Raw genomic sequence first — 24,627 nt, 5'->3', positions numbered from 1 at the left:
CTCGCCACCTCCCCTAGAGCTTGATTTCGATGTTGACATCCGCCGGCAGGTCAAGACGCATCAGCGAATCTACGGCCTTCGGGGTCGGATCGATGATGTCGATCAGACGCTTGTGCGTGCGCATTTCAAAGTGCTCACGGCTGTCTTTGTACTTGTGGGGCGAACGGATAACGCAGTACACGTTCTTTTCCGTTGGCAGCGGCACTGGGCCGACTACGGTCGCGCCAGCGCGCGTCACCGTCTCAACGATCTTCCGGGCAGAAACGTCAATGACCTCGTGGTCATACGACTTCAGCCGGATGCGGATTTTTTGTCCCGCCATGGCGTGATGCCTCTTTCTAATTAGCACTCTCTGTACAGTTACTGTGCCCTACGGGTCCAATAGTGGACCGGCACGCCTCGCATCGAACTGAATCCGGATAAATCCGGGTTCCTCAATCCGCCGAAGCCCGACCCCCGCGCTCGGGCGTGTCGCGTTTGAAAGCGATACGAATCCGATGGATACGCAGGGGACATTGTCAATGTTTCCAAAAAATTCGGTTGTATTGCTCCCCAGCCCCGGGCATTATCCCGGGTGAGACACAATCTCGGTTGAAACCCCTGTGCCCCGGTGTCGGTTTCCCGACCAGCAGACACGAAGCATGGAAATGCTCACGAACAACTTGTCTAGTGTGTCAGGTTTCTGCCCCAAACACCAACTCTTCCTTCCGCCTACCGGCCGTTGCCGGGAGTGCGGGAGGACGTGCAGGTTCCGCGTGCTGTTGCGACGGAACAAAAATTGCCGGAATTCCGGCGCGCACTTCGCGCACGGGCACCCGGGACCCAGCGACGGTGAGTGGGCAAGCTCACGAAATCCCCCCGGTCCACGACGACCGGGCTACTGGTCGTCGCGGTGGGCCCGCCGGATGTCCTTCACACGATCGAGCTCCCGGGAGAACTGCTTGCGCAGTCGAATGACGACCACGATGACTACGACGACGATGAGCATGACGATCAAGAACTTCATGCTGCCAGCCTAACCGCCGGCCGCGCGCCGGTCACCACCGGCCGGCGGTCAACGTGGTTCATCGGTGGTGTCCTGGCTCCTCGGTTTCATCCACGGCATGCCGCTACCCGGTTGCGGGGCAAGCTGGCCCTGCCCCTGGCCATTGCCCTGCCGCTGGTGTTCGGCTGCCGGGGTACCGGGTTCCGGGGATTGGGTCGGTGCCGGGGCCACCCTCCCCGGTTCCGTCCACCGGCCCGTGACGCCCGATGGCGCAGTGTGGTCCTGCGGGTTCTCCCCCATGGGTCCGGCGGGGCCTGCCGGCGGCTGCCCCTGTCCCGGGGCTTGCGGGGATTGCGAGCCCCGGTTCATCTTGCCCAGCTTCCACAGCGCCAGTGCAATCAGGCCCGCGGCAACCAGCAACAGCAACAGGAACGTGAATCCGCGCAGGAACCAGAGCACCGCCACGGCCACCCCGACGGCTCCCCACACCGTGAAGATCTTGCGGTTGGAGAGCAGGCCGGTCACCAGCAGAATGGTGAAGCCCAGCAAGACCAACAACTGCTGGCCCAGGTTGGAGGAAAGGATCGTCCCCAGACCCGCGACCGACAGCAGGGCCGCCGAGGAGCCCAGCACCACAGTCGCTTCCCTCTCCCGCTTGCGCGAGAACTCGTAGACGGCCAGCAGTCCCAGCGTGATGACCCAATAGAAGGTGGCGGCAAAGGCGCTCGTCCCGTCGACCGCCACCCACCAGCAACGGTGGATCACCGCGGCGGCCACCAGGGCCGCCACCTCGAATCCGGTTTCCCGCCACCGCGCCGGCACCTCGAGTGCCGCCGCGGCGAAGACCGCCGCCAGCAGCATCGCTCCCCCGGCGTAGACGTACCGGTCCACGTTGTCGGCCAGCCCCAGCAGCCCGCCAAACCACAGCGCCGCCAACCCCGCGGTCAACAGCACCCGCGCGTGGGCCGGGCCCCAGCCGGTACCCCGCCTGGCCACCGCCGCGAATTCCACCGGTTCGCCGCCAAAGCGGCCGCCGAAAAGTGCCATGACCAGCAGGACGACGAAGGTCGCGCCCAGCCCGATCATGGTGTCCAGCGGCTCGCTCCCCGGCGCTCCGGCCAGGGCGTGCATGAATTCGACCCCGCGCAACGAGGCACGAAGCACCAGTGCGGCGGTGCCGAGCAACAGCAATGGGACTCCCCAGGTTGCGGCGAAGACCGTCGCGCCGGCCGCCCCGAGAAGGCCGGCGACGACCTGCCACCCCGGTTCGGTGCGATCCTGCAGGCCTGCCAATGCCACCCAGTACATCAGCGCCACCCCTGCCCTCACCCAGCGGTATTCGGCTCCTCCCAGTGCGCGCAGCTCGCCCACCAGGATGCCGACGACCAGGAGAACCAGCACGGTGCTGGCGGTGTTTTCGCCCCACAACGCTCTCGGCAACCAACCGCCGTTTCGCAGGTCCGCTCCCAGGGCCGGTGTCAGGACCAGGCCGAGGAATCCGAGCGCTGCCGGGAAGAACGCATAGCGAAACCCCGGAACCTTGCCCGCCTGGGTCTTCACCAGCACACCGGCGAAGACCGCCAGGCACAGGCATTGGACCAGCAGGCTGGCCTGGTCGAGCCCGCCGGTGCGTCCGGCCAAGTAGATCGCAGGGATCGCCAGCAGCAGCACAAGGGCCGCGACGCCCAACAGCGTGCGCGGATCCCCCGGCTTCACGGCCTGGGAGCCGCGGGACAGAAGCGCGCGCACCGATTGCGCCAGGGAAATCGTGAACGCGAGCAGCGCGTACTGCCCGTGCCCGTCCATGGTGAAGCGGTCCGCCACATGCCATGCCGCACCGGAGAAGAGCACCTGTGCCAGGACGGAGTAGCCCACACGGGTTCGCACCGAGGCGCCGGCAAGGATGCGGATCCCCACGTACGCCAGGCCGAAAACGGCCACCAACTCCACCAGCCACGACGGGTTCAGGTCCGCGCCGATCCCCAGGCCGGTGCCCAGGGCGACCAGTCCGCCCAGGTGCATCAGTGCGGCAGGAACCCACGAGGCGGGTGGACCGGCCGACCCTGCTGCCGGCTCCTCGCCGGCGGTGGTTTCCGGGACCGGGGATGCTGCGCGGCGGTGGCCCAGAACCAGGGTGGCACCCACGAGGCCCACGGCGAGCAGCAGCCACATCAGGATCAGCACCCATGGGCTGCCCAGCCAGAACCGGGTGCTCCAGCCGACAACGGCGGCGTCCAGGCCCGCCGGGCCGCCCACACCCGTGTTCACCTCCAGCAACCAGAGGGTGGCCGCGGCGCACGCCACGGACCCGGCGAACACCAGCGACTCCCCCACCGCATGGATCCGCGCGGTTCCCTCGGCCCGGGCGACCGCGACGGCTGGTGTTCCCTTGCGCAGGGCAGCGACGGCCCAGCCCGCCTGGACCAGCACCGCCAGGATGACACCGACCATGCTCGCCACCTCGATCGCGCCGGCCAGGGCCACCGGGTCGCCGGATCCGGAACCCGATCCTGCATTGCCGGCCCTTCCCGACCCCAGCACCCACCCCGCAGCGGCAAAGCCAAAGAGCGCAGCGGCGGCCACGATGGACGCCGCCCTGGCCGCCCACCGCAACAGGAGCCGTTGGGTGCCGGTCGCGCGGCGTGCCAGCATCCAGGTGCCCAGCATGGCTACGGCGATCACGATGCCCTGGCGTCCCAGGTTTCCACCGGTTGGTTCAATGAACGACAAGACCGCCGCCCCCAGGGGAATCCAACGGTAGTGCCCGCCCGGTTTCACCCCGGCCACCAGGCCGGCGAGCACCAGCAGCGCCAGCGCCCAGTTCAGATCCGGACCCGGCCCGACGCCGGGGCCGGCGGTTTCGCGCAGCAATCCCTCGGCCCCCAGCACCGTGCACATGGCCGCGGCGGCAACCAGCACCCAGGCTTCGACGGTGACGAGGCGCGGGTGCACGCGCAGTTTGCGCGAGTAGATCCGGGCCCGGTGAGCCAGCAGCACGAACTGCACCAGCAGCAGGGCGGCCATGACCCGGAAGATGTTCGTCCACGACACCTCGGCCACATGCATGAACGAGCCGATGCCCAGCATTCCCGCCGCGCGGGCAGCGGCCAGGTGCCAGAAGCGCTCGGCGGCCGGAGCTGCCACGAGCGCCACCGCGTAGTACACGGCGGCCGCCGCGAAGAGCCATGCGTAGTCCTCAGCCTCGAGCACGGCCGCCGATAGCACCGCCGCCAGCAAGGTCGCCGGCACCAGGTAGCGGTGGGCAACAGTGAACGACTGCACGTAGATGTTGGTGATCCAGCGCGGCCGCAGGAAGCCAACCAGCGTGATGGCGGTGGCCAGCAGCATGCTGAACAGGAAGTAGTAGACCAGCCCGCGGTTGAGCACGGCACCGCCGGAGTAGGCGATGGAAACCAGGAACGTCGTGGACAGTCCGGCGATGACCCTGGACTGCAGCCGTGCCGCGGCGTACACGAACGCCGCGGTCCCCACCACCGAGGTCACGAACCAGCTGGTGCCGGGGGTTTGGGACAGCAGCAGGTAGTGGGCGAGGCCCGTCATCGGGATCAGTGCCAGTCCGGTCGCGGTGAAGGCGGCGGCCGCCGGGCGGAGGCGCTCGCTTTGCGCATGCATCACCAGGCCGGCGAGGTAGAACCCGAGGGCGACGATGCCCAGGCCCACGATCTTGGCCGGCGCCGGCAGGGCCAGCGCAATGAACAGCGAGGCCGAGGCCACCATCAGCAGCGCCGCGACATAGAGGGTGATGTTGATGTTGCGCAGTGCCCTCACCCGCGGGTCCACCGGCACCGGGGGGACGTATGCAGGTGCGGCGGTGCGCATCGGTGCAGCGGCGTTCACTGGGTCCGGCCGCGACGCGGCACCCGGCGCAATAGGCTGCGCGCCTGCGGGTTCGGCCACGGCTTCGGCCTCGGGCCCCACCGGGGAACCTGCCTCGCGATGCGGCACGGCGGATGGGGCCACGGGTTCGGCGGCCAGCGTAGCGGCCTCGAAGCCGAGCTGCCAGGCCTCGGCCAGCTTCTGGCGCTCGGTCGACACATCGGCGGACGGATTGCCGGCGACCGCGTCCCTGGTCGTCAGCCTCTTGCCGAGGAAGAACCCTGCAAGGAACACCAGCACGGCCAACACAACCAGGACGAACGTTTCCATCTGGGTTTCCCGCTTTCACCTACGTGGTTGCGCCGCCTGAAATTCGGGGACGCTTGCGGGTTCCAGCGTATCGCATTCAGACCATTCGTTTGATAAATATGTCCGGCGAATTGTCGTGGAAGTGCCAGGGCACATGAAAAGACCCCCGCCGCACTGTCGAAACAGTGCTGCGGGGGTCTTCCCTAGACCGTTAGGTCAAGATCTGCGAAGTAAACTTACGCGGTGATCTTGGTAACGCGTCCCGAACCAACGGTGCGGCCGCCTTCGCGAATTGCGAAGCCGAGGCCCTCTTCCATGGCGATCGGCTGGATCAGCACGACAGACATTTCGGTGTTGTCGCCGGGCATAACCATTTCCGTGCCTTCCGGCAGGGTGATAACGCCGGTGACGTCCGTGGTGCGGAAGTAGAACTGCGGGCGGTAGTTCGAGTAGAACGGGTTGTGACGCCCACCCTCATCCTTGGACAGGATGTAGACGTTGGCCTCGAACTCGGTGTGCGGGGTGATGGAACCCGGCTTCACGATGACCTGGCCACGCTCTACGTCTTCGCGCTTGATACCGCGAAGCAGCAGACCACAGTTCTCGCCGGCCCATGCCTCGTCGAGCTGCTTGTGGAACATCTCGATACCGGTAACCGTGGTCTTCTGGACCGGGCGGATGCCGACGATCTCGACCTCGGAGTTGATGGCGAGGGTTCCACGCTCGGCGCGGCCCGTAACAACGGTGCCACGACCGGTGATGGTGAAGACGTCTTCAACCGGCATCAGGAACGGCTTGTCGCGGTCACGAACCGGGTCCGGCACGTGGTTGTCGACAGCTTCCATCAGGTCCTCAACGGCCTTGACCCAAACCGGGTCGCCTTCGAGTGCCTTCAGACCGGAAACGCGCACAACAGGTGCCTCGTCGCCGTCGAAGCCCTGCGAGGAGAGAAGTTCGCGAACTTCCATTTCCACGAGGTCGAGGAGCTCTTCGTCATCAACCATGTCGGACTTGTTCAGTGCGACCAGCAGGTAGGGAACGCCAACCTGGCGGGCAAGCAGAACGTGCTCGCGGGTCTGAGCCATCGGGCCGTCAGTGGCGGCAACCACGAGGATTGCACCGTCCATCTGGGCAGCGCCGGTGATCATGTTCTTGATGTAGTCAGCGTGACCCGGGGCATCAACGTGCGCGTAGTGGCGCTTCTCGGTCTGGTACTCGACGTGAGAGATGTTGATGGTGATGCCGCGCTGGCGCTCTTCCGGTGCAGAGTCAATCTGCGAGAAGTCGCGCTGCTCGTTCAAATCCGGGTACTTGTCAGCAAGCACCTTCGAAATGGCGGCCGTCAACGTGGTCTTACCGTGGTCAACGTGACCAATGGTGCCGATGTTGACGTGCGGCTTGGTCCGCTCGAACTTTGCCTTTGCCACAGGTTCCTCCTAGAAACGTTTACAGAAGACGTACCTCGCCCACTCGGATCGCGGGCGAACTTATGCAAGTCTACTGGGGGCTTAGTGAAATGTTTAAATTGTGGTTAGCTGCGGGATCCGACTGTGGATCCGTTAGTTGGCCTGACGGGGCCGGATTGGATTTCTCTGATCCGGCCCCATCGTGCGGCCACTCACCCGAGACTCGGGTTCACGGCCAATGTTGGTCCTAGACGATTACTCGCCGCGGTTCTTCTGGATGATCTCGTCGGCAACAGCCTTCGGGACCTCGGAGTAGCTGGAGAAGGTCATCGAGTACACGGCACGGCCCTGGGTCTTGGAACGCAGGTCACCGATGTAACCGAACATTTCAGACAGCGGAACCGTCGCGCGGATGACCTTTACGCCTGCTGCGTCTTCCATCGAAGCGATGGAACCACGGCGGGAGTTCAAGTCACCGATGACGTCGCCCATGTACTCCTCAGGAGTACGGACTTCGACATCCATGACCGGCTCGAGGATGATCGGCTGGGCGCGGCGTGCGCCTTCCTTGAACACCTGGGAACCGGCGATCTTGAATGCCATTTCCGAGGAGTCAACGTCGTGGTAGGCACCGTCGAGGAGGGTAGCCTTGACGCCCACCATCGGGTAGCCGGCCAGGATGCCGAACTGCATGGCGTCCTGGATACCTGCGTCGACCGAAGGGATGTATTCGCGAGGAATACGACCGCCGGTTACGCCGTTCTTGAACTCGTAGATGACACCTTCAACAACTTCCAGGGGCTCGAACGAGACCTGGACCTTTGCGAACTGGCCGGAACCACCGGTCTGCTTCTTGTGGGTGAAGTCAACCTTCTCCACAGCCTTCTTGATGGTTTCGCGGTAAGCAACCTGCGGCTTGCCGACGTTGGCTTCAACGCGGAATTCGCGGCGCATGCGGTCCACCAGGATATCCAGGTGGAGCTCGCCCATGCCGCCGATTTCGGTCTGGCCAGTGTCTTCGTTGAGGGAGACGGTGAACGTCGGGTCCTCGGCCGAAAGCTTCTGGATAGCAGTCGAGAGCTTCTCCTGGTCACCCTTGGTCTTCGGCTCAATGGCAACGAAGATCACGGGATCGGGGAAGGACATCGACTCAAGAACGATCGGGTGTGCCGGATCGCACAAGGTATCACCGGTGGTGGTGTCCTTGAGGCCAATCACTGCGTAGATGTGGCCCGCGTGAACCTCGTCTACCGGCATTTCCTTATTGGCGTGCATCTGGAAGAGCTTGCCAATACGTTCTTTCTTCTGCTTGGTCGAGTTCAGCAGCTGGGTACCCGGAGTTGCCTTGCCGGAGTACACGCGGATGAAGTTCAACTGGCCGAAGAACGGGTGGGTTGCAATCTTGAACGCGAGGGCCGAGAAAGGATCGGTTTCGTTCGGCTCGCGCTTGAGCTCGATTTCCTCGTTCTTCGGATCGTGACCGATCGTCGCGCCAACATCCATGGGATTCGGCAGGAAGTCGATAACGGCATCGAGCATCGGCTGAACGCCACGGTTCTTGAAGGCAGAACCACAGAAGACCGGGTAGATCTCCGAGTTGACAACCATCTTGCGGATGCCGGCCTTGAGTTCAGCAATGCTGATCTCTTCGCCCTCGAGGAACTTCTCCATGAGCTCGTCGGAGGCCTCAGCGACACTCTCGACCAGCTGGGCGCGGTATTCTTCGGCCTTTTCCTGAAGGTCGGCCGGGATTTCCTTGACTTCGTAGGCGGCACCCATGGTGACGTCACCCTTGGAGTCGCCCTCCCAGACGAAAGCCTTCATGGTCATCAGGTCGACAACACCGGTGAACTCCGACTCGGAGCCGATCGGCAGCTGCATGACCAGCGGCTTGGCACCAAGACGCTTGATGATGGTGTCTACGGTGAAGTAGAAGTCAGCACCCAGCTTGTCCATCTTGTTGACGAAGCAGATACGCGGAACGTTGTACTTGTCAGCCTGGCGCCAAACAGTCTCGGACTGCGGCTCCACGCCTTCCTTGCCATCGAACACGGCAACGGCGCCATCGAGGACGCGCAGGGAGCGCTCAACCTCAACGGTGAAGTCAACGTGACCCGGGGTGTCAATGATGTTGATCTGGTTCTTGTTCCAGAAGCAGGTCACGGCGGCAGACGTGATAGTAATGCCGCGCTCCTTTTCCTGCTCCATCCAGTCAGTCGTCGAGGCACCATCGTGCGTTTCGCCGAGCTTGTGGTTCACACCCGTGTAGAACAGGATGCGTTCCGTAGTAGTGGTCTTACCGGCATCAATGTGAGCCATGATACCGATATTGCGGACCTTGTTAAGGTCGGTAAGCACGTCCTGTGCCACGATGTCTCCCTTTGTAGGTTAAGTCCGAAATGTTGGCGGAACTGATCATCGATCAATCCCGCCAACCGGACTAAACGCTTTTTACCAGCGGTAGTGGGCGAATGCCTTGTTGGACTCTGCCATCTTGTGAGTGTCTTCGCGACGCTTGACAGCGGCACCAAGACCATTCGATGCGTCGAGGATCTCGTTCATGAGACGTTCGATCATCGTCTTCTCGCGGCGAGCCTTGGAGTAGCCAACGAGCCAGCGGAGAGCCAGCGCGGTGGAGCGTCCGGGCTTGACCTCAACAGGAACCTGGTAGGTCGCGCCACCGACACGGCGGGAACGAACCTCGAGGGCCGGGCGGATGTTATCCATGGCCTTCTTGAGGGTCACAACCGGGTCGGAACCGTTCTTGGCCAAGGCACCTTCGAGTGCACCGTAAACGATACGCTCTGCGGTGGACTTCTTACCGTCGACCAAAACCTTATTGATCAGCTGGGTAACAAGGGGGGAACCGTAAACCGGATCCGAGACGAGGGGGCGCGCTGGCGCCGGGCCCTTACGAGGCATTACTTACCTTCCTTCTTGGCACCGTAGCGAGAACGAGCTTGCTTACGGTTCTTCACACCCTGGGTATCGAGGGCACCACGTACGATCTTGTAGCGCACACCCGGAAGGTCCTTCACACGACCACCGCGAACGAGCACGATGGAGTGTTCCTGAAGGTTGTGACCAACACCAGGAATGTAAGCGGTCACTTCAACGCCACCGGCAAGGCGCACACGTGCGACCTTACGAAGTGCGGAGTTCGGCTTCTTCGGGGTCGTGGTGTACACACGGGTGCAAACGCCACGACGCATCGGGTTGCCCTTGAGGGCTGGGGCCTTGGTCTTTTTGACCTTCGGCGAGCGGCCCTTGCGGACCAGCTGCTGAATAGTAGGCACTTTCGTGTCCTCCGGTTTCTTGTTCTGCGGCGCCGCCCACAATCAAACTGCTTGGAGACGCTGCGTTTATAGTCGTTTCATCACAGCGACTTCGGATTTGACCCTAGGCGTGCGAAAGTGTGGCATCTGTTGCGCAACCTACCCGCAACCCGGACCGTGTCCATTTGCCACACATGAAAAACAATTACCCCTAGCTTAGCACGCAGATCATGCGCTCCATGACACGGGGCCTCCCCCATGGGCCGATGGCGGTGCAGATCACTTAATCCCGAGCGGTACCCGGCGAATTCCCGCGAACCGTTGCGCATATGGATGTTACCCGCCCGCCGCCGCGGCCTCGCTTCCCGTTCCCGCAAAGTTGTCCGAGTCTTTGCTCGCTCCCCTGTGTCAAAGGCGTCGGCGGGGCAGCGCCATTTCCGGACCATTCATCCAATCAATGCCTTGGCGTCGACAAGCTGGGGCGGAGTTGTCCACATCCCCGCAACCGTCGCGCCCGCCGGAGCAGGAATGGGCTCATGGTGGATCCATGACACAGGTGGCATCACTGGCAGGAGCCGGGTTGGCTGGACTCCAGCAACTCCTGGCACCGTCCGCGGACGGCACGGATACTCCGGTATCCGAGGCACCCGTGGACGACCAGTTGCGCCTGCTTGCCGTGCTGACTCCCATATTGCGCACGCTGCTGGACACGATCGCCGGTTCCGTCACCACGTCCCCGGTGCGCGCCACCTTGTTGGCGCTGTTGACCGAGGACATTGCCCGCCTCATCGGCCGGGCCCAGATCGTAGCTGCCGGCAAGATCGAGGATTCCGATGCGCACACCTTGAAGGAAGCGCCCCTGGCCGCGTTGCACCGCATCCACGCCAATCTCACCGGGTTCATCGAGGGCACCGCTTCGCTTCCGGCCGATCAATGCAATGGCCAGGGAACCAAGATGCTCTTCCGCGACGCAACCGAGATGGTCAGGGACCAGCTGCACCTCTCCTTCTCCCAGTCCAAGCAGCGTTTGGCCACCCGCGACCTGCTGCTGCCCAGCGCCGGATTCAACGGGGTCCCCGTGCCACCCCGGTTCCACCGGCTGTCCACGGTGTTCAACAACGGCAGCGCCGATCCCGCCCAGGTGGCGCAGGCCGCCCAGCGCCTGCTGGCGTTGCAACCGGGAATCGACGCGCAAACGTGTCCCGAGGAAGCCGCCGAGCTCATCGAGGGACAGGTGGCCGAGTCGTTGCTCACCCGGAATCCGATCGGTACCGGCAACCTGCTCAAGAGCATCTCCGCCCGGCTCGATGCCCAGGCCCTGGAACGCGGCGAATCCCGGATGCAGCCCTACTTGGGGCTCTCCTTCAAGGGCCGGCAGGCCCGCGGCTACATCTGGGAAATGTGCACTGACCTGGCGGGCCACGAGAGGCTTTCACAACTCGCCGACCAACTGGCCAATCCCCGTTCCAGCTTCGGAAACACCAAGAATGCCCCGTCAACGCCGGACACCGACGACGGCGGTCAGCCGCTGCTTCCAGGTTTTCCCGACGACGGACCCGCCCCCGCAGCACCCACCATCCCCGAAGCACCCACCATCCCCGCATGGGCCATCGATCCCGACGTTCCGGAGGACCAGCGCCCGCGAGCAGGGTTCACCGACGTGGGCCGGGAATTTTCCGTGCCGGAGCCGACCGCGGAGCCCGTGGCGTTGCCGGGCGAAAGTACCGCAGAGGCGCGGCAACGGGCCAAGGCCAGGGCATTGCTCCAGTTCGTGTTCGACTCCATAAGATACGGTGCCGACGGGGACGGGAAGGACGCATCGGCGATGCCGCTGAAGCCCAATGTCGACTTGATCGTCACGATATCGTGGGATTCACTCGTCGGAAAGCTCAACGATCCGGGCATCACGGCCCGCAACAACTTGGTTTCCGCTGGATATGTCCGCCGGTTGGCCTGCACAGCGAACATCATTCCGGCGGTTTTGGGCAGTAAATCGGAGCCCCTCGATCTGGGACGGAAGCAACGCTTCTTCAGCAGGGCGCAACGCAGGGCCATGCTTCTGCGAGACAAGGGGTGCATCAATCCCGGCTGCACCATGGCCGCCCACCGCTGCGAAGCGAACCACATCAAGCCCTGGTATTTGGGCGGTGAGACCAACCTGTCCAACGGCGGACTGCTGTGCCCCGTGTGTCACGCTTCGTTCCATGCCGGCCACTTCCGGATCGAAATGGTCGACGCGATCCCCTACGTGCTCCAATCGGTCGCGCGCGATCCAGAACAACGACTCCGACGAAACTGGGTCTTTCACCCCGAGGCCGAAAGCCTCGCATAAGGCGACCGCTCCATCAGCTGCATAGTCTTAGTGGTCCCGTTGCCCGAGCGGACCACCGGTCTGCGGCCAACTGCCAGTGTCCCCGTCCTAGGATACTTATCCACTGACTGACGTTGCCAATGACAGCGCCTGGCGCTGCACGCTTCGGCACTTTCTCCCCCGGTCGAACAGCCTGCCGCGACCACGCGCGGCCCAATTTCGATCTGCCGCCGGCGCTCAATTCAGGTGTAGTTGCTCCTAGCCGATATTGCGCCTTCCTGAGCGCATATGCGTCAACGCTGGCCAACATCCCGCACCGGCCCTGTCCTGTGACCGCCCGGGGCGCACATCTCCGCGGGTTGCCGCAAGCCCGTCTTCCAAGCACAAAAAGACCGGCCCGCACCGCGCTCCCCCGTCCTCTTTCAAGGAACGGGAAGCGCGGCACGGGCCGGCTTCGTTACGTGTTCTTCTCCCCCGCGCTGCGGGGGAGAAGAATTACGCCTTAGCGGAAATCGTTGCCGAGATCGTAGTCATCCATGGCGATGGCGTGGAACTCCGGGCTGAGGCCCGGCTCCAGACCGTCGTAGTCCATGCCGGTGGAGAAGGCGGACTGTCCGGTGAACAGCGAAGCCTTCGCTGCCTCGGTCGGTTCCACGTTCACCTGGGTGTAGCGGTCCAGGCCGGTGCCGGCCGGGATCAGCTTACCGATGATCACGTTTTCCTTCAGGCCGAGCAATGGATCGGACTTGCCTTCCATCGCGGCCTGGGTCAGGACACGAGTGGTCTCCTGGAAGGACGCGGCCGAGAGCCAGGAATCGGTAGCCAAGGAAGCCTTGGTGATACCCATCAGCTCGTCACGGCCCGATGCCGGACGCTTGCCCTCGGAGACGGCCTTGCGGTTCTCCGACTGGAAGCGTGCCTTGTCAGCAAGCTCGCCCGGCAGCAAGTCGGTGTCGCCCGACTCGATGACGGTGATGCGGCGAAGCATCTGGCGAACGATGACTTCCACGTGCTTGTCGTGGATACCAACACCCTGGGACTGGTAGACCTCCTGGACTTCGCGGACGAGGAACTTCTGTGCCTCACGCGGGCCAAGAACTCGCAGAACCTGCTTCGGGTCGATCGCACCTGCAACCAGCTGCTGGCCAACGGCGACGGACTCGCCCTCGACAACCAACAGACGTGCACGACGCAACACCGGGTAGGCGATTTCTTCGTCGCCGTTGTCCGGGGTGATGACAACGCGAAGCTGCTTCTCGCTGTCCTCGATCGTGACGCGGCCGGCAACCTCAGAGATCGGGGCAACACCCTTGGGGGTACGTGCCTCGAAGAGCTCCTGGATACGCGGCAGACCCTGGGTGATATCTTCCGCGGAAGCAGCACCACCGGTGTGGAAGGTACGCATGGTCAGCTGGGTACCGGGCTCGCCAATGGACTGTGCGGCAATAATGCCCACTGCCTCACCGATGTCCACGGTCTTGCCGCTGGCCAGCGAACGGCCGTAGCAAAGTGCACAGGTTCCGACGGCCGACTCGCAGGTCAGCACGGAGCGGACCTTGATGTCGGTGACACCGGCTGCGAACAGTTCGTCGATGAGCACGTCGCCCACGTCCGAGCCGCCCTCGGCGAGCACCTTGCCCTCAGCGTTGGTCACATCGGTGGCCAACGTACGGGTGTAGGCGGAGTTCTCGACGGTTTCGTGCATGCGCACGGTGCCGATCTCATCGGTGTATGCAATCGGCACGTTCAGGCCGCGGCTGGTGCCGCAGTCGAGTTCGCGCACGATGACATCCTGCGAGACGTCCACCAGACGACGGGTCAGGTAACCCGAGTTGGCGGTCTTCAGCGCGGTATCGGCCAGACCCTTACGGGCACCGTGGGTGGCGATGAAGTACTCGAGAACCGACAGGCCTTCGCGGTAGGAAGACTTGATCGGACGCGGGATGATCTCGCCCTTAGGGTTGGACACCAGACCACGGATACCGGCAATCTGGCGAAGCTGCAGCCAGTTACCACGAGCCTTTGAGGTCACCATTCGGTTAATGGTGTTCAGCTCTTCCATGCCGGCGCGCATGGCCTCGGCAACCTCGTCGGTCGCCTTGGTCCAGATGTCGATCAGGTCCTGGCGGCGCTCGGAGTCCGCGATCAGGCCCTTGTCGTACTGCGACTGCACGCGGGTTGCCTTCACTTCGTACGGAGCAAGGATGGCTGCCTTGTCCATGTTCGAGGTGATGTCGGAGATGGCCACGGTGACACCCGAGCGGGTGGCCCACTTGAAGCCTGCATCCTTGAGGTTGTCCAGCGTTGCCGCGGTGACGACCTTCGGGTAGCGCTCGGCCAGGTCATTGACGATCTCGGAGAGAGCGTCCTTGCCTGCGACACGCTCAACCCATGGGTAGTCCACGGGCAGCGTCTCGTTGAAGAGGACCTGGCCCAGCGAGGTTTCGATGAGCGCATCGGTGCCCTCGACCCAGCCTTCCGGAGCCGACTGCTCCGCGGACGGAACGAAGCCCGAAACGCGGATCTTGACCGGCGAGTTCAGGTGCAGTTCGCCGCGGTCCATGGCCATGATCGCCTCGGAGGTCGAGGAGAACGCACGACCGGCGCCCTTCTCGTCCAGGCGCTTGGTGGTCAGGTGGTGCAGGCCGATGATCATATCCTGCGAAGGCAGGGCAACCGGGCGGCCATCCGAAGGCTTGAGGATGTTGTTGCTCGAGAGCATCAAGATCCGGGCCTCGGCCTGGGCTTCGGGGCTCAGCGGCAGGTGAACTGCCATCTGGTCACCGTCGAAGTCGGCGTTGAACGCGGCACAAACCAACGGGTGAAGCTGAAGGGCCTTGCCTTCAACCAGCTGCGGTTCGAACGCCTGGATGCCCAAACGGTGCAGGGTAGGTGCACGGTTCAGCAGCACCGGGTGCTCGGTGATGATCTCTTCGAGAACGTCCCAGACCTGCGGACGGTAACGCTCGACCATGCGCTTGGCGCTCTTGATGTTCTGTGCGTGGTTGAGGTCAACCAGGCGCTTCATCACGAACGGCTTGAAGAGTTCCAGGGCCATCTGCTTGGGCAGACCACACTGGTGCAGCTTCAGCTGCGGGCCGACCACGATGACCGAACGGCCCGAGTAGTCGACGCGCTTGCCGAGGAGGTTCTGGCGGAAACGACCCTGCTTGCCCTTGAGCATGTCGCTCAGGGACTTCAGCGGGCGGTTACCCGGACCGGTCACCGGACGGCCGCGACGGCCGTTGTCGAAGAGCGAGTCCACAGCTTCCTGCAGCATGCGCTTTTCGTTGTTCACGATGATTTCCGGCGCGCCGAGGTCCAACAAGCGCTTGAGGCGGTTGTTGCGGTTGATCACGCGGCGGTACAGGTCGTTGAGGTCGGAGGTCGCAAAGCGGCCACCGTCCAGCTGCACCATCGGGCGAAGCTCCGGCGGGATCACCGGAACGGCGTCCAGGACCATGCCCAACGGGGAGTTGGTGGTGGTCAGGAACGCGTTGACGACCTTGAGACGCTTCAAGGCGCGGGTCTTGCGCTGGCCCTTGCCGTTCTCGATGATCTCGCGAAGGATCTCGGCTTCTGCTTCCATGTCGAAGCCCTCGAGGCGCTTCTTGATGGCTTCGGCGCCCATGGAGCCTTCGAAGTACAGTCCGTAGCGCTCGCGCAGCGAGCGGAACAGGCCCTCGTCTCCCTCGAGGTCGGCGACCTTGAGGTTCTTGAAGCGGTCCCAGACCTGGTCAAGACGCTCGATGTCGGCATCGGCGCGCTTACGCACCTGTGCCATGGTCTTGTCGGCCAGGTCGCGGGCCTTCTTCTTCTCCGCTGCCTTGGCACCGTCGGCTTCGAGGGCAGCAAGCTGGTCCTCGAGGTCGCGGGCAATGGCGGCGATGTCGGAGTCGCGGGTGTCAACCAGCTGCTTGCGTTCCAGGTCATGCTGGGCCTGGAGGTTCGGCAGTTCGGCGTGGCGGCGCTCTTCATCAACGGCGGTGACCATGTAGGCCGCGAAGTAAATGATCTTCTCAAGATCCTTCGGGGCCAGGTCAAGCAGGTAGCCCAAGCGCGAGGGAACGCCCTTGAAGTACCAGATGTGGGTCACCGGAGCGGCGAGCTCGATGTGGCCCATGCGCTCGCGACGGACCTTGGCACGGGTGACTTCGACGCCACAGCGTTCGCAAATGATGCCCTTGAAACGCACGCGCTTGTACTTGCCGCAGTTGCACTCCCAGTCACGGGTCGGACCGAAGATCTTTTCGCAGAAAAGACCGTCCTTCTCCGGCTTGAGGGTGCGGTAGTTGATGGTTTCGGGCTTCTTTACCTCGCCGTAGCTCCACCCGCGGATCTCTTCCGCAGTTGCCAGGCCGATGCGCATGAGGCCGAATGAGGATTCGCTGGACATATGGTCCTTATCTCTCTTCTAAGTTCTCTGAAGTCTAATGTGGTGAGGTGTTCGCGGATCCGGTGCGGATCCGCGCTCACCGTTGGGTCTGGAAGAAATCCAGTTCCTTGGTGCTCCGGGCCGGGGAATGCCGGGGGCACTTGGCCCCCGCACTCCCCCGACCCGCGAACACGGGTTGGAACTAGACCTCTTCGACGGAGTTCGGCTCCGACCGGGAAAGGTCGATGCCGAGTTCTTCCGCGGCCCGGAAGACTTCTTCGTCCGAGTCTCGCATTTCGATGGTTTGGCCGTCGGTTCCGAGGACCTCGACGTTCAAGCACAACGACTGCATTTCCTTGATCAGGACCTTGAACGATTCCGGGACACCTGGTTCCGGGATGTTCTCGCCCTTGACGATTGCCTCGTAGACCTTCACGCGACCGTGGATGTCATCGGACTTGATCGTGAGCAGTTCCTGCAAGGTGTATGCGGCACCGTAGGCCTCCAGGGCCCACACTTCCATCTCACCAAAGCGCTGGCCACCGAACTGTGCCTTACCACCCAGCGGCTGCTGGGTGATCATGGAGTACGGACCGGTCGAACGGGCGTGGATCTTGTCGTCCACCAGGTGGTGGAGCTTCAAGATGTACATGTAGCCCACGGACACCGGATCCGGGAACGGCTCGCCGGAGCGGCCGTCGAACAGACGGGCCTTGCCGGAGTTGCCGATCAGGCGGACGCCGTCGCGGGTCACGGCGGTGTGGTCGAGCAGCCCGCGGATTTCGTCCTCCGACGCACCGTCGAAGACGGGGCTGGAAACCTTGGTGGATCCCATTTCACGCGGGAGGGCCGGCAGGTTCTTGACCCACTCGGGCTCGCCCTCGATCTTCCAGCCCTGCTTCGCGGCCCAGGCCAGGTGGATTTCCAGGACCTGTCCGACGTTCATTCGGCCCGGAACACCCAGCGGGTTCAGGACGATGTCGACGGCGGTTCCGTCTTCCAGGAACGGCATGTCCTCGATCGGCAGGATCTTGGAGATGACGCCCTTGTTGCCGTGGCGGCCAGCGAGCTTGTCACCGTTGGTGATCTTGCGCTTCTGGGCCACGTAAACGCGGACCAGCTGGTTGACGCCCGGGGGCAGGTCGTCGTCGTTGTCGCGATCGAAGATGCGCACGCCGATGACCACGCCGGACTCGCCGTGCGGAACCTTCAGGGAGGTGTCGCGCACTTCGCGGGACTTCTCACCGAAGATGGCGCGCAGCAGGCGCTCTTCCGGGGTCAGCTCGGTCTCGCCCTTGGGCGTGACACGGCCGACGAGGATGTCGCCGGCTTCGACCTCGGCACCGATGTGGATGATGCCGCGCTCGTCGAGCTGCGCCAGGATTTCCTCGGAGACGTTCGGGATGTCCCGGGTGATCTCCTCGGCACCAAGCTTGGTGTCGCGGGCGTCGACTTCGTGCTCCTCGATGTGGATCGAGGTCAGCACATCGTCGGAGACCATGCGCTGGGAGAGGATGATTGCATCCTCGAAGTTGTGGCCTTCCCAGGACATGAACGCCACGAGGAGGTTCTTGCCCAGGGCGAGCTCGCCCTTGTCGGTGGACGGGCCGTCGGCGATGATCGAGTTGTAGTCAACCCGGTCGCCTTCGGACACCATCACGCGCTGGTTGTATGCGTTGCCCTGGTTGGAGCGTGCAAACTTCATGATCGGGTAGGCGGCCTCGGTGCCGTCGTCGTTCATGACGGTGACCAGGTCGGCCGAGACCTCGGAGACGACGCCGCCGGTGGTGGCAACGACGGAATCGCCGGCATCCACGGCTGCGAACTTCTCCATGCCGGTACCAACGAGCGGGGACTCGGAGGCCAGCAGCGGCACGGCCTGGCGCTGCATGTTGGCGCCCATCAGTGCGCGGTTGGCGTCGTCGTGCTCGAGGAACGGAATCAGGGCGGTTGCCACCGACACCATCTGCCGCGGGGAAACGTCCATGTACTCGATCTCGGACGGCTCGACGATGACAGGCTCGCCTCCACCGCCCTTTTCACGGACCAGGACGCCTTCTTCGAGGAAGCTTCCGTCTTCGCCCAGCGGCGCGTTGGCCTGTGCGATGAAGGAATCGAGCTCGTCGTCGGCCGTCAAGTAGTCGATCTGGCCGGTGACCCGGCCATCGACGACCTGGCGGTACGGGGTTTCGATGAAGCCGAAGGCGTTGATGCGGCCATAGGTCGCCAACGAACCGATCAGGCCAATGTTCGGGCCTTCAGGGGTTTCAATCGGGCACATGCGTCCGTAGTGGGACGGGTGGACGTCTCGGACTTCCATGCCTGCACGGTCACGGGACAGACCGCCCGGGCCCAGCGCGGAGAGACGACGCTTGTGCGTCAAACCGGCCAGCGGGTTGTTCTGGTCCATAAACTGCGAGAGCTGGGAGGTTCCGAAGAACTCCTTGATCGCCGCAACAACCGGACGGATGTTGATCAGCGTCTGCGGGGTGATCGCCTCGACGTCCTGCGTGGTCATGCGTTCGCGAACGACGCGCTCCATGCGGGACAGGCCCGTGCGGACCTGGTTCTCGATCAATTCGCCAACGGCGCGGATGCGACGGTTGCCGAAGTGGTCGATGTCATCGATGCTCACGGTCAGGTCGACGGGCTTGCCGTCGCGGATGCCCGGGGTGGTCTTCTCGCCGGCGTGCAGCGCGACCAGGAACTTGATCATCGCGACGATGTCGTCGATGTTCAGGACCGAGGCGTCGGGGCTGTTCAGCGGGGTGTCGACACCGAGCTTGCGGTTGATCTTGTAACGACCAACCTTGGCCAGGTCGTAGCGCTTCGCCTCGAAGTAGAGGTTCTTGAGCAACGCCTGTGCTGCATCGACCGTCGGCGGCTCGCCCGGGCGAAGCTTGCGGTAGATATCCAGGAGGGCTTCTTCCTGGGTATCGGTGGTGTCCTTCTCCAGGGTCGCGCGGATCGAGTCGTACTGTCCGAACTCTTCCAGGATGCGGCCTTCGGTCCAGCCGAGGGCCTTGAGCAGGACGGTGACCGACTGCTTGCGCTTGCGGTCGAGGCGGACGCCGACCTGGTCGCGCTTGTCGATTTCGAGTTCGAACCAGGCACCACGCGACGGGATGATCTTCGCGGTGAAGATGTCCTTGTCACTGGTCTTGTCCGGGGTGCGCTCAAAGTAGGCGCCCGGGGAACGAACCAGCTGGGACACCACGACACGCTCGGTGCCGTTGATGATGAAGGTACCCTTGTCGGTCATCAGCGGGAAGTCGCCCATGAACACGGTCTGCTGCTTGATTTCGCCCGTGTTGTTGTTCATGAACTCGGCCTTGACGTACAGCGGAGCGGCGTACGTGGCGTCGCGGTCCTTGCACTCGGCCATGGTGTACTTCGGATCAGCGAACTCCGGCTCCGAGAAGCTCAGGGACATGGTCTCCTGGAAGTCTTCAATCGGGGAGATCTCTTCAAAGATCTCGGCCAGGCCAGAGATGCTGGCTACACTGGTGTCACCAATGGTCTGGGCGTACGCCAGACGGTTCTTCCAGCGCTCGTTGCCGATGAGCCAGTCAAAGCTCTCGGTCTGCAGCGCCAGCAGGTTGGGGACGTCAAGTGGTTCGTGAATCTTTGCAAAAGAAAGTCGGCCAGCATATTCCGCGCTGCGGGCCGAACTAGCGGTTTGGTTGTTAGAGGTGCTCGAGGCGACCAAGATGGATCCTTCCACAGACCGTCAGGTTTCCGGCGTCGTCTCTCTGTGAAGAGTTTCACTGATCACAGCACCGCTGAGCAGGCCCACCGCTATATGAAGGCCGGAGATGAAAAGAGAAGACGCAAAGTTCCACGTTACACCATGGGACTTACCATGTCCAGCGGCCCGCGTGCAACCCGGCACCCCAGGCCGGGAATAGGATGAGAGTTCCGTCACCATTGGATGGAAGTCCTGTGGCGCAAACCACAGCGCGCTAGCCTAGAGGTAAGTACTTAATCCCGGTACTACCCGAAAGCGAGATTCCGATCATGTCCTCACCACGAGACGCCGTGCTGGTCGCCGGCGCCCGCACACCCTTTGGCCGGCTCAACGGCCAGCTTTCCAGCCTCAGTGCCGTCGAACTGGGGGCGGCAGCCATCCGTGGTGCACTGGAGCGCTCCGGGATCCCCGCAACCGAGGTGCAGGCAGTGATCATGGGCCACGTGGTCCAGGCCGGCTGCGGGCAGAACCCTGCGCGCCAAAGCGCCATTGCCGCCGGGATCGGCTGGGACGTCAATGCGACCACGTTGAACAAGGTCTGCCTCTCCGGGCTTGCCGCCATCACCGACGCCGCCCGGTTGATCCGCGTCGGCGACGCCGACGTGGTGGTTGCCGGAGGCCAGGAATCCATGTCGCAGACGCCGCACCTGCTGCCGGGTTCGCGCCAGGGCTGGACCTACGGAAACATCTCGGCCATCGACTCCGTCGCCCACGACGGACTGACCGACGCCTTTGACGGCAACTCGATGGGCATGAGCACCGAGGCCAAGAACACCGTCCTGGGCCTGACCCGCACCCAGCAGGACGAGGTGGCTGCGGCCTCGCACCAGCGGGCCGCCGCTGCCATCGGCTCAGGTGTCTTTGCCGAAGAAATCGTTCCGGTCAGCATCCCGCAGCGCAAGGGAGCTACCTTGGTGGTCGACACCGACGAGGGCGTCCGCCCGAACACGACGATCGAGACGCTGGCCGGGTTGCGCCCGGCCTTCGCCAAGGACGGCACCATCACCGCCGGAAACTCCTCTCCCCTGTCCGACGGAGCCGCTGCCGTCATCGTCACCTCGCGGGAGTACGCCCGGTCCCGCAACCTCGAGATCCTGGCGACCATCGGCGCCGCTGGCCAGGTCGCCGGTCCCGACAACTCGTTGCATTCCCAGCCGTCGAATTCGATCACCGCGGCCTTGAAGAAGCAGGGATGGGCGACCTCGGACCTCGACTTCATCGAGATCAACGAGGCGTTCGGTGCCGTGGCATGCCAGTCGCTAAAGGACCTTGGATACCCCCTGGACAAGACCAACATCCACGGCGGCGCGATTGCCCTGGGGCACCCCATCGGCGCCTCCGGGGCGCGCCTGGCCCTGACCGCGGCCATGGAGCTGAAGCGCCGCGGTTCGGGCAAGACCGCCGTCAGCCTCTGCGGCGGCGGAGGCCAAGGCGATGCCCTGCTGTTGAGCAGGGAGGCCTAGGACCGTGGCAGAGCAGGTTCCGGCGGGAGTGGCGCGCATGCAGCAGGACGCCGCCAAGCGCGGCCTGGATGTCCAAGTCGTTTCCCGTCCGCCGGCCCGGAGCCTGGCCGAGGCGGCTGGCCTGTTGGGCGTCGAACCGCGCGAAATCATCAAGTCCCTCGTGGTGAAGCACAAGGACGGATCTTTCTTCTTCGCCCTGATTCCCGGAGACAGGGTCATTTCCTGGCCCAAGCTGCGTTCCCTGCTGGGCGTGAACAAGTTGTCCATGCCGCACTCCGACGTTGCCTTCGCGGCAACGGGCTACGAGCGGGGCACCATCACCCCGCTCGGGTCAAGCACGCCGTGGCCGGTTTACGCCGATTTGGGGATGGAACCGGGGAGGATCTGCATTGGTGCCGGCGCACACGGGCATTCGGCCTTTGTGGATTCGACGGCCTTGATTGCCGCGCTGGATGCCACAGTGGCGGACATCAGCGACCCGGAGCCGGAGTCGCGACCTTCTTCCTAGGAGCGAGACGGCCGCCGAGGTAGCCAAGTCCCCGGGTGGTGGCCGCCGCCAACGGCTTGGCAGAAGGCCGCTCGATGAAACGGTGGACCAGGAAAGCGACAGTGAAGACGATGCCTATGACCAGCGGCAGCGTCACGTATTGGCCCAGCACGGGAGCGAAGTGGTCAATCAGCCACCAGCCCCATACCTGATGCAGAAGATAGACCGGGTAGGTCAGGGCGCCAAGGATTCCCAGGAACTTCCACTGCACATTGCCCAGGCGCGTGAGCGAAAGCAGCGCCACGGCGGCAAATAGTCCCACGATGATGAGCCAGTAATGCCAGGCCGGGACCACATAGCCAACCAGTTCCAGGGCTTCGGCGGGACCCTTGATACCGGTGAAGTAGGCGGCGATTCCCACGTTCAACGCCAGCACCGACCAGCGCACGATGCTGTGCCCGAAGCGATAGATCAAGAACAAGACGATCCCGCCGGAAAAGAGGGCCGCATAATCGCTCATGAGGTTCTCGGCGGCGGCCTCTCGGTTCATGAGTTGCGCCGCGAGGCCGAGCACAGGCCAGACCACCGCAAGGATGGTCATGCTGCGGATGGTCAGCAGGCGCAGGATTATCAACGCGAGGATGAGCAGGTAGAAGCGCATCTCGACCCACAACGTCCAGTAGACGCCATCGATGTGCCGCAATCCCATGAGCGGATGGAACATCGTGAGGTTCGCCGTCAATTCCTTGCCACCAAGGCCCGAACCCACCTGGGGCCACATGACGATCACCAGGAATCCGGTGACCAACACCGCAAACCAATAGGCCGGGTACAACCGGCCCACACGCGATCCGACAAACCGCCCGGCACCCTTGCCGTAGGCGGACAGCAGGATGACAAATCCACTGATGATGAAGAACAATTGCACGCCCATGTTGCCATAGACGGTGACCTTCGACAGGACAGGCCAGGCGTCCTTGGCTTCGGCGGTGCCCCAAAAACCGTGGTGCCAAGCGGTGTAGTGAAACAGGACCACCAGGACGGCGGCCGCGAAACGCAGGCCGTCCAGCAGCGCCAGCCGGGGTGGTTTCTGCGCGCTTTTCGTCGTGGCATCGGCGGTTTGGCTGAGGGGCGATGCCGCCGGGGCACTGAGGAGCGCCGTTGTGTTCCCCGCCATCGATGCTCTCCCTAACTCTTGGCCCAGTTCGTTACCTATCTGTTATCTACGATAGCAAACAACAAAAGCAAAGCAGCCCCAAGTGGTAAGGGTCACTCAAAACCGGGGCAAGCCATAAGCTTTTTCCCACGCCAATCGGTGGGTTAAAGACCTCTGGCCCGCAAGACCAAAAAGGTCTGCGGGCCAGAGGCAATGAAGCGAAGAGTTACTTGACAGTAACGCGAGCGCCGGCGGCCTCCAGGGCCTCCTTTGCCTTCTCTGCAGCTTCCTTGGTTGCGCCCTCGAGGACGGCCTTCGGAGCCGAGTCAACGACCTCCTTGGCTTCCTTCAGACCCAGCGAAGTCAAGGCACGAACTTCCTTGATAACCGCGATCTTCTTGTCGCCAGCAGCTTCGAGGATAACGTCGAATTCGGTCTGCTCTTCGGCCTCAGCGGCGCCACCGGCGGCCGGGCCAGCAACTGCAACAGCTGCTGCGGAGACCTCGAAGGTCTCCTCGAAGGTCTTGACGAACTCGGAGAGCTCGATGATGGTCATTTCCTTGAAGGCTTCCAAGAGCTCTTCGGTGGACAGCTTAGCCATGGTGGGCAGCCTTTCCGTCGGCGGCACATATGTGCCGCAAGTTACTTGAGTGAGGGGTTGAAGAAAGCTTAGGCTTCTTCGGTGGCGGCTTCGGCAGCAGGTGCCTCGGCCTCGGCAGGTGCTTCAGCAGCGCCACCGTTTGCTTCTTCGAGCTTTGCGCGCAGTGCTTCGATGGTGCGGACAGCGGCGGAAGCCGGAGCCAGCAGCACACCGGCAACACGTGCCAGCTGGAACTCACGCGATTCAAGTGCTGCCAGAGCGGCAACCTCGGTTGCGTCAAGGGCCTTGCCCTCGAAGTAACCGGTCTTGATGATGAGCTGCTTGTTGTCCTTAGCAAAATCCGTGAGGCTCTTAGCGGCAGCGATTGCATCACCCTTGATAAAGGCGATTGCAGTCGGGCCAGCAAGCTGGCCTTCGAATGCTTCGATGCCGGCTTCCTTTGCTGCGATACCAGTCAAGGTGTTCTTCACTACCGCGTACTTGGTATCTGCACCAAGTGAACGGCGAAGCTGCTTGAGCTGCGCAACAGTAAGCCCACGGTATTCGGTCAGGACAGCGGCGGTCGACTCCTTGAAGTCGGCGGTGATTTCCTCAACTGCGGAAACCTTAGTCGGCGTTGCCATAACACTCCTTCCGGGGTATAGATCTGATACCAGTCGATCTGACCCGGTCAG

At 63.2% G+C, this 24,627-nt stretch carries 15 protein-coding genes; 3 read left to right on the top strand and 12 right to left on the bottom strand.

Going from position 1 to position 24,627, the window contains the following annotated elements:
• Positions 1 to 13: 13 nt before the first annotated feature.
• The 7 genes from rpsJ to rpsL all read right to left on the bottom strand — a co-directional run bounded on the left by rpsJ (position 14) and on the right by rpsL (position 9,833).
• The gene (gene rpsJ, locus ACIPUB_RS01660; protein ID WP_003803825.1) at positions 14 to 322 is read right to left on the bottom strand and encodes a 30S ribosomal protein S10; all 309 of its coding nucleotides are present in this window, start codon (positions 320 to 322) and stop codon (positions 14 to 16) included.
• 555 nt (positions 323 to 877) lie between these two features.
• Positions 878 to 1,006, bottom strand: a complete 129-nt coding sequence (locus ACIPUB_RS01655; RefSeq protein WP_407605826.1) for a hypothetical protein — start codon at positions 1,004 to 1,006, stop codon at positions 878 to 880.
• Between the two features lie 48 nt (positions 1,007 to 1,054).
• Positions 1,055 to 5,152, bottom strand: coding sequence for a hypothetical protein (locus ACIPUB_RS01650; RefSeq protein ID WP_407605825.1), 4,098 nt, complete (start codon positions 5,150 to 5,152; stop codon positions 1,055 to 1,057).
• A 215-nt stretch (positions 5,153 to 5,367) separates the two neighbouring features.
• Positions 5,368 to 6,558 (bottom strand): elongation factor Tu, encoded by a 1,191-nt coding sequence (gene tuf, locus ACIPUB_RS01645; RefSeq protein ID WP_217389418.1) that lies wholly within the window; start codon positions 6,556 to 6,558, stop codon positions 5,368 to 5,370.
• 234 nt (positions 6,559 to 6,792) lie between these two features.
• Entirely contained in the window at positions 6,793 to 8,907 is a 2,115-nt protein-coding gene (fusA, locus tag ACIPUB_RS01640; RefSeq protein ID WP_407605824.1) for an elongation factor G, read from the bottom strand.
• 81 nt (positions 8,908 to 8,988) lie between these two features.
• Positions 8,989 to 9,459 (bottom strand): 30S ribosomal protein S7, encoded by a 471-nt coding sequence (gene rpsG, locus ACIPUB_RS01635; RefSeq protein WP_264270829.1) that lies wholly within the window; start codon positions 9,457 to 9,459, stop codon positions 8,989 to 8,991.
• Entirely contained in the window at positions 9,459 to 9,833 is a 375-nt protein-coding gene (gene rpsL / locus ACIPUB_RS01630; RefSeq protein WP_068731493.1) for a 30S ribosomal protein S12, read from the bottom strand. The genes rpsG and rpsL overlap by 1 nt, the downstream gene beginning before the upstream one ends.
• 526 nt (positions 9,834 to 10,359) lie before the next feature.
• Between rpsL and ACIPUB_RS01625 the strand changes: the two genes are divergently transcribed.
• On the top strand, positions 10,360 to 12,144 hold the full coding sequence (locus ACIPUB_RS01625) for a DUF222 domain-containing protein (RefSeq protein ID WP_407605823.1): 1,785 nt from the start codon (positions 10,360 to 10,362) through the stop codon (positions 12,142 to 12,144).
• 481 nt (positions 12,145 to 12,625) lie between these two features.
• Here the strand turns inward: ACIPUB_RS01625 and ACIPUB_RS01620 are convergent, their stop codons facing one another.
• Entirely contained in the window at positions 12,626 to 16,519 is a 3,894-nt protein-coding gene (locus ACIPUB_RS01620) for a DNA-directed RNA polymerase subunit beta' (protein ID WP_264270827.1), read from the bottom strand.
• Positions 16,520 to 16,700: 181 nt separating this feature from the next.
• Positions 16,701 to 20,207 (bottom strand): DNA-directed RNA polymerase subunit beta, encoded by a 3,507-nt coding sequence (gene rpoB / locus ACIPUB_RS01615; protein WP_407605822.1) that lies wholly within the window; start codon positions 20,205 to 20,207, stop codon positions 16,701 to 16,703.
• Between the two features lie 308 nt (positions 20,208 to 20,515).
• On the opposite strand from rpoB, the gene ACIPUB_RS01610 reads away from it, so the two are divergent.
• Both ACIPUB_RS01610 and ACIPUB_RS01605 read left to right on the top strand, forming a co-directional pair.
• Positions 20,516 to 21,709 carry an acetyl-CoA C-acetyltransferase gene (locus ACIPUB_RS01610; protein ID WP_407605821.1) on the top strand — a complete coding sequence of 398 codons (1,194 nt, stop codon included), beginning with the start codon at positions 20,516 to 20,518 and terminating at the stop codon, positions 21,707 to 21,709.
• Between the two features lie 37 nt (positions 21,710 to 21,746).
• Positions 21,747 to 22,217 carry an aminoacyl-tRNA deacylase gene (locus ACIPUB_RS01605; RefSeq protein WP_407605866.1) on the top strand — a complete coding sequence of 157 codons (471 nt, stop codon included), beginning with the start codon at positions 21,747 to 21,749 and terminating at the stop codon, positions 22,215 to 22,217.
• On the opposite strand, the gene ACIPUB_RS01600 is transcribed toward ACIPUB_RS01605, so the two are convergent.
• The 3 genes from ACIPUB_RS01600 to rplJ all read right to left on the bottom strand — a co-directional run bounded on the left by ACIPUB_RS01600 (position 22,180) and on the right by rplJ (position 24,576).
• Positions 22,180 to 23,373, bottom strand: a complete 1,194-nt coding sequence (locus tag ACIPUB_RS01600; RefSeq protein WP_407605820.1) for an acyltransferase family protein — start codon at positions 23,371 to 23,373, stop codon at positions 22,180 to 22,182. The genes ACIPUB_RS01605 and ACIPUB_RS01600 overlap by 38 nt on opposite strands.
• Positions 23,374 to 23,578: 205 nt before the next feature.
• On the bottom strand, positions 23,579 to 23,953 hold the full coding sequence (gene rplL, locus ACIPUB_RS01595) for a 50S ribosomal protein L7/L12 (protein ID WP_264270823.1): 375 nt from the start codon (positions 23,951 to 23,953) through the stop codon (positions 23,579 to 23,581).
• 68 nt (positions 23,954 to 24,021) lie between these two features.
• On the bottom strand, positions 24,022 to 24,576 hold the full coding sequence (gene rplJ / locus ACIPUB_RS01590; protein WP_264270822.1) for a 50S ribosomal protein L10: 555 nt from the start codon (positions 24,574 to 24,576) through the stop codon (positions 24,022 to 24,024).
• Between the last annotated feature and the right edge of the window lie 51 nt (positions 24,577 to 24,627).

It is taken from the genome of Paeniglutamicibacter sp. ORCA_105 (genome assembly GCF_045798545.1).
Lineage (GTDB): Bacteria > Actinomycetota > Actinomycetes > Actinomycetales > Micrococcaceae > Paeniglutamicibacter > Paeniglutamicibacter sulfureus.
The sequence above is the reverse complement of the archived record's forward strand: the minus strand, read 5'-3'. Positions and strand labels throughout refer to the sequence as shown.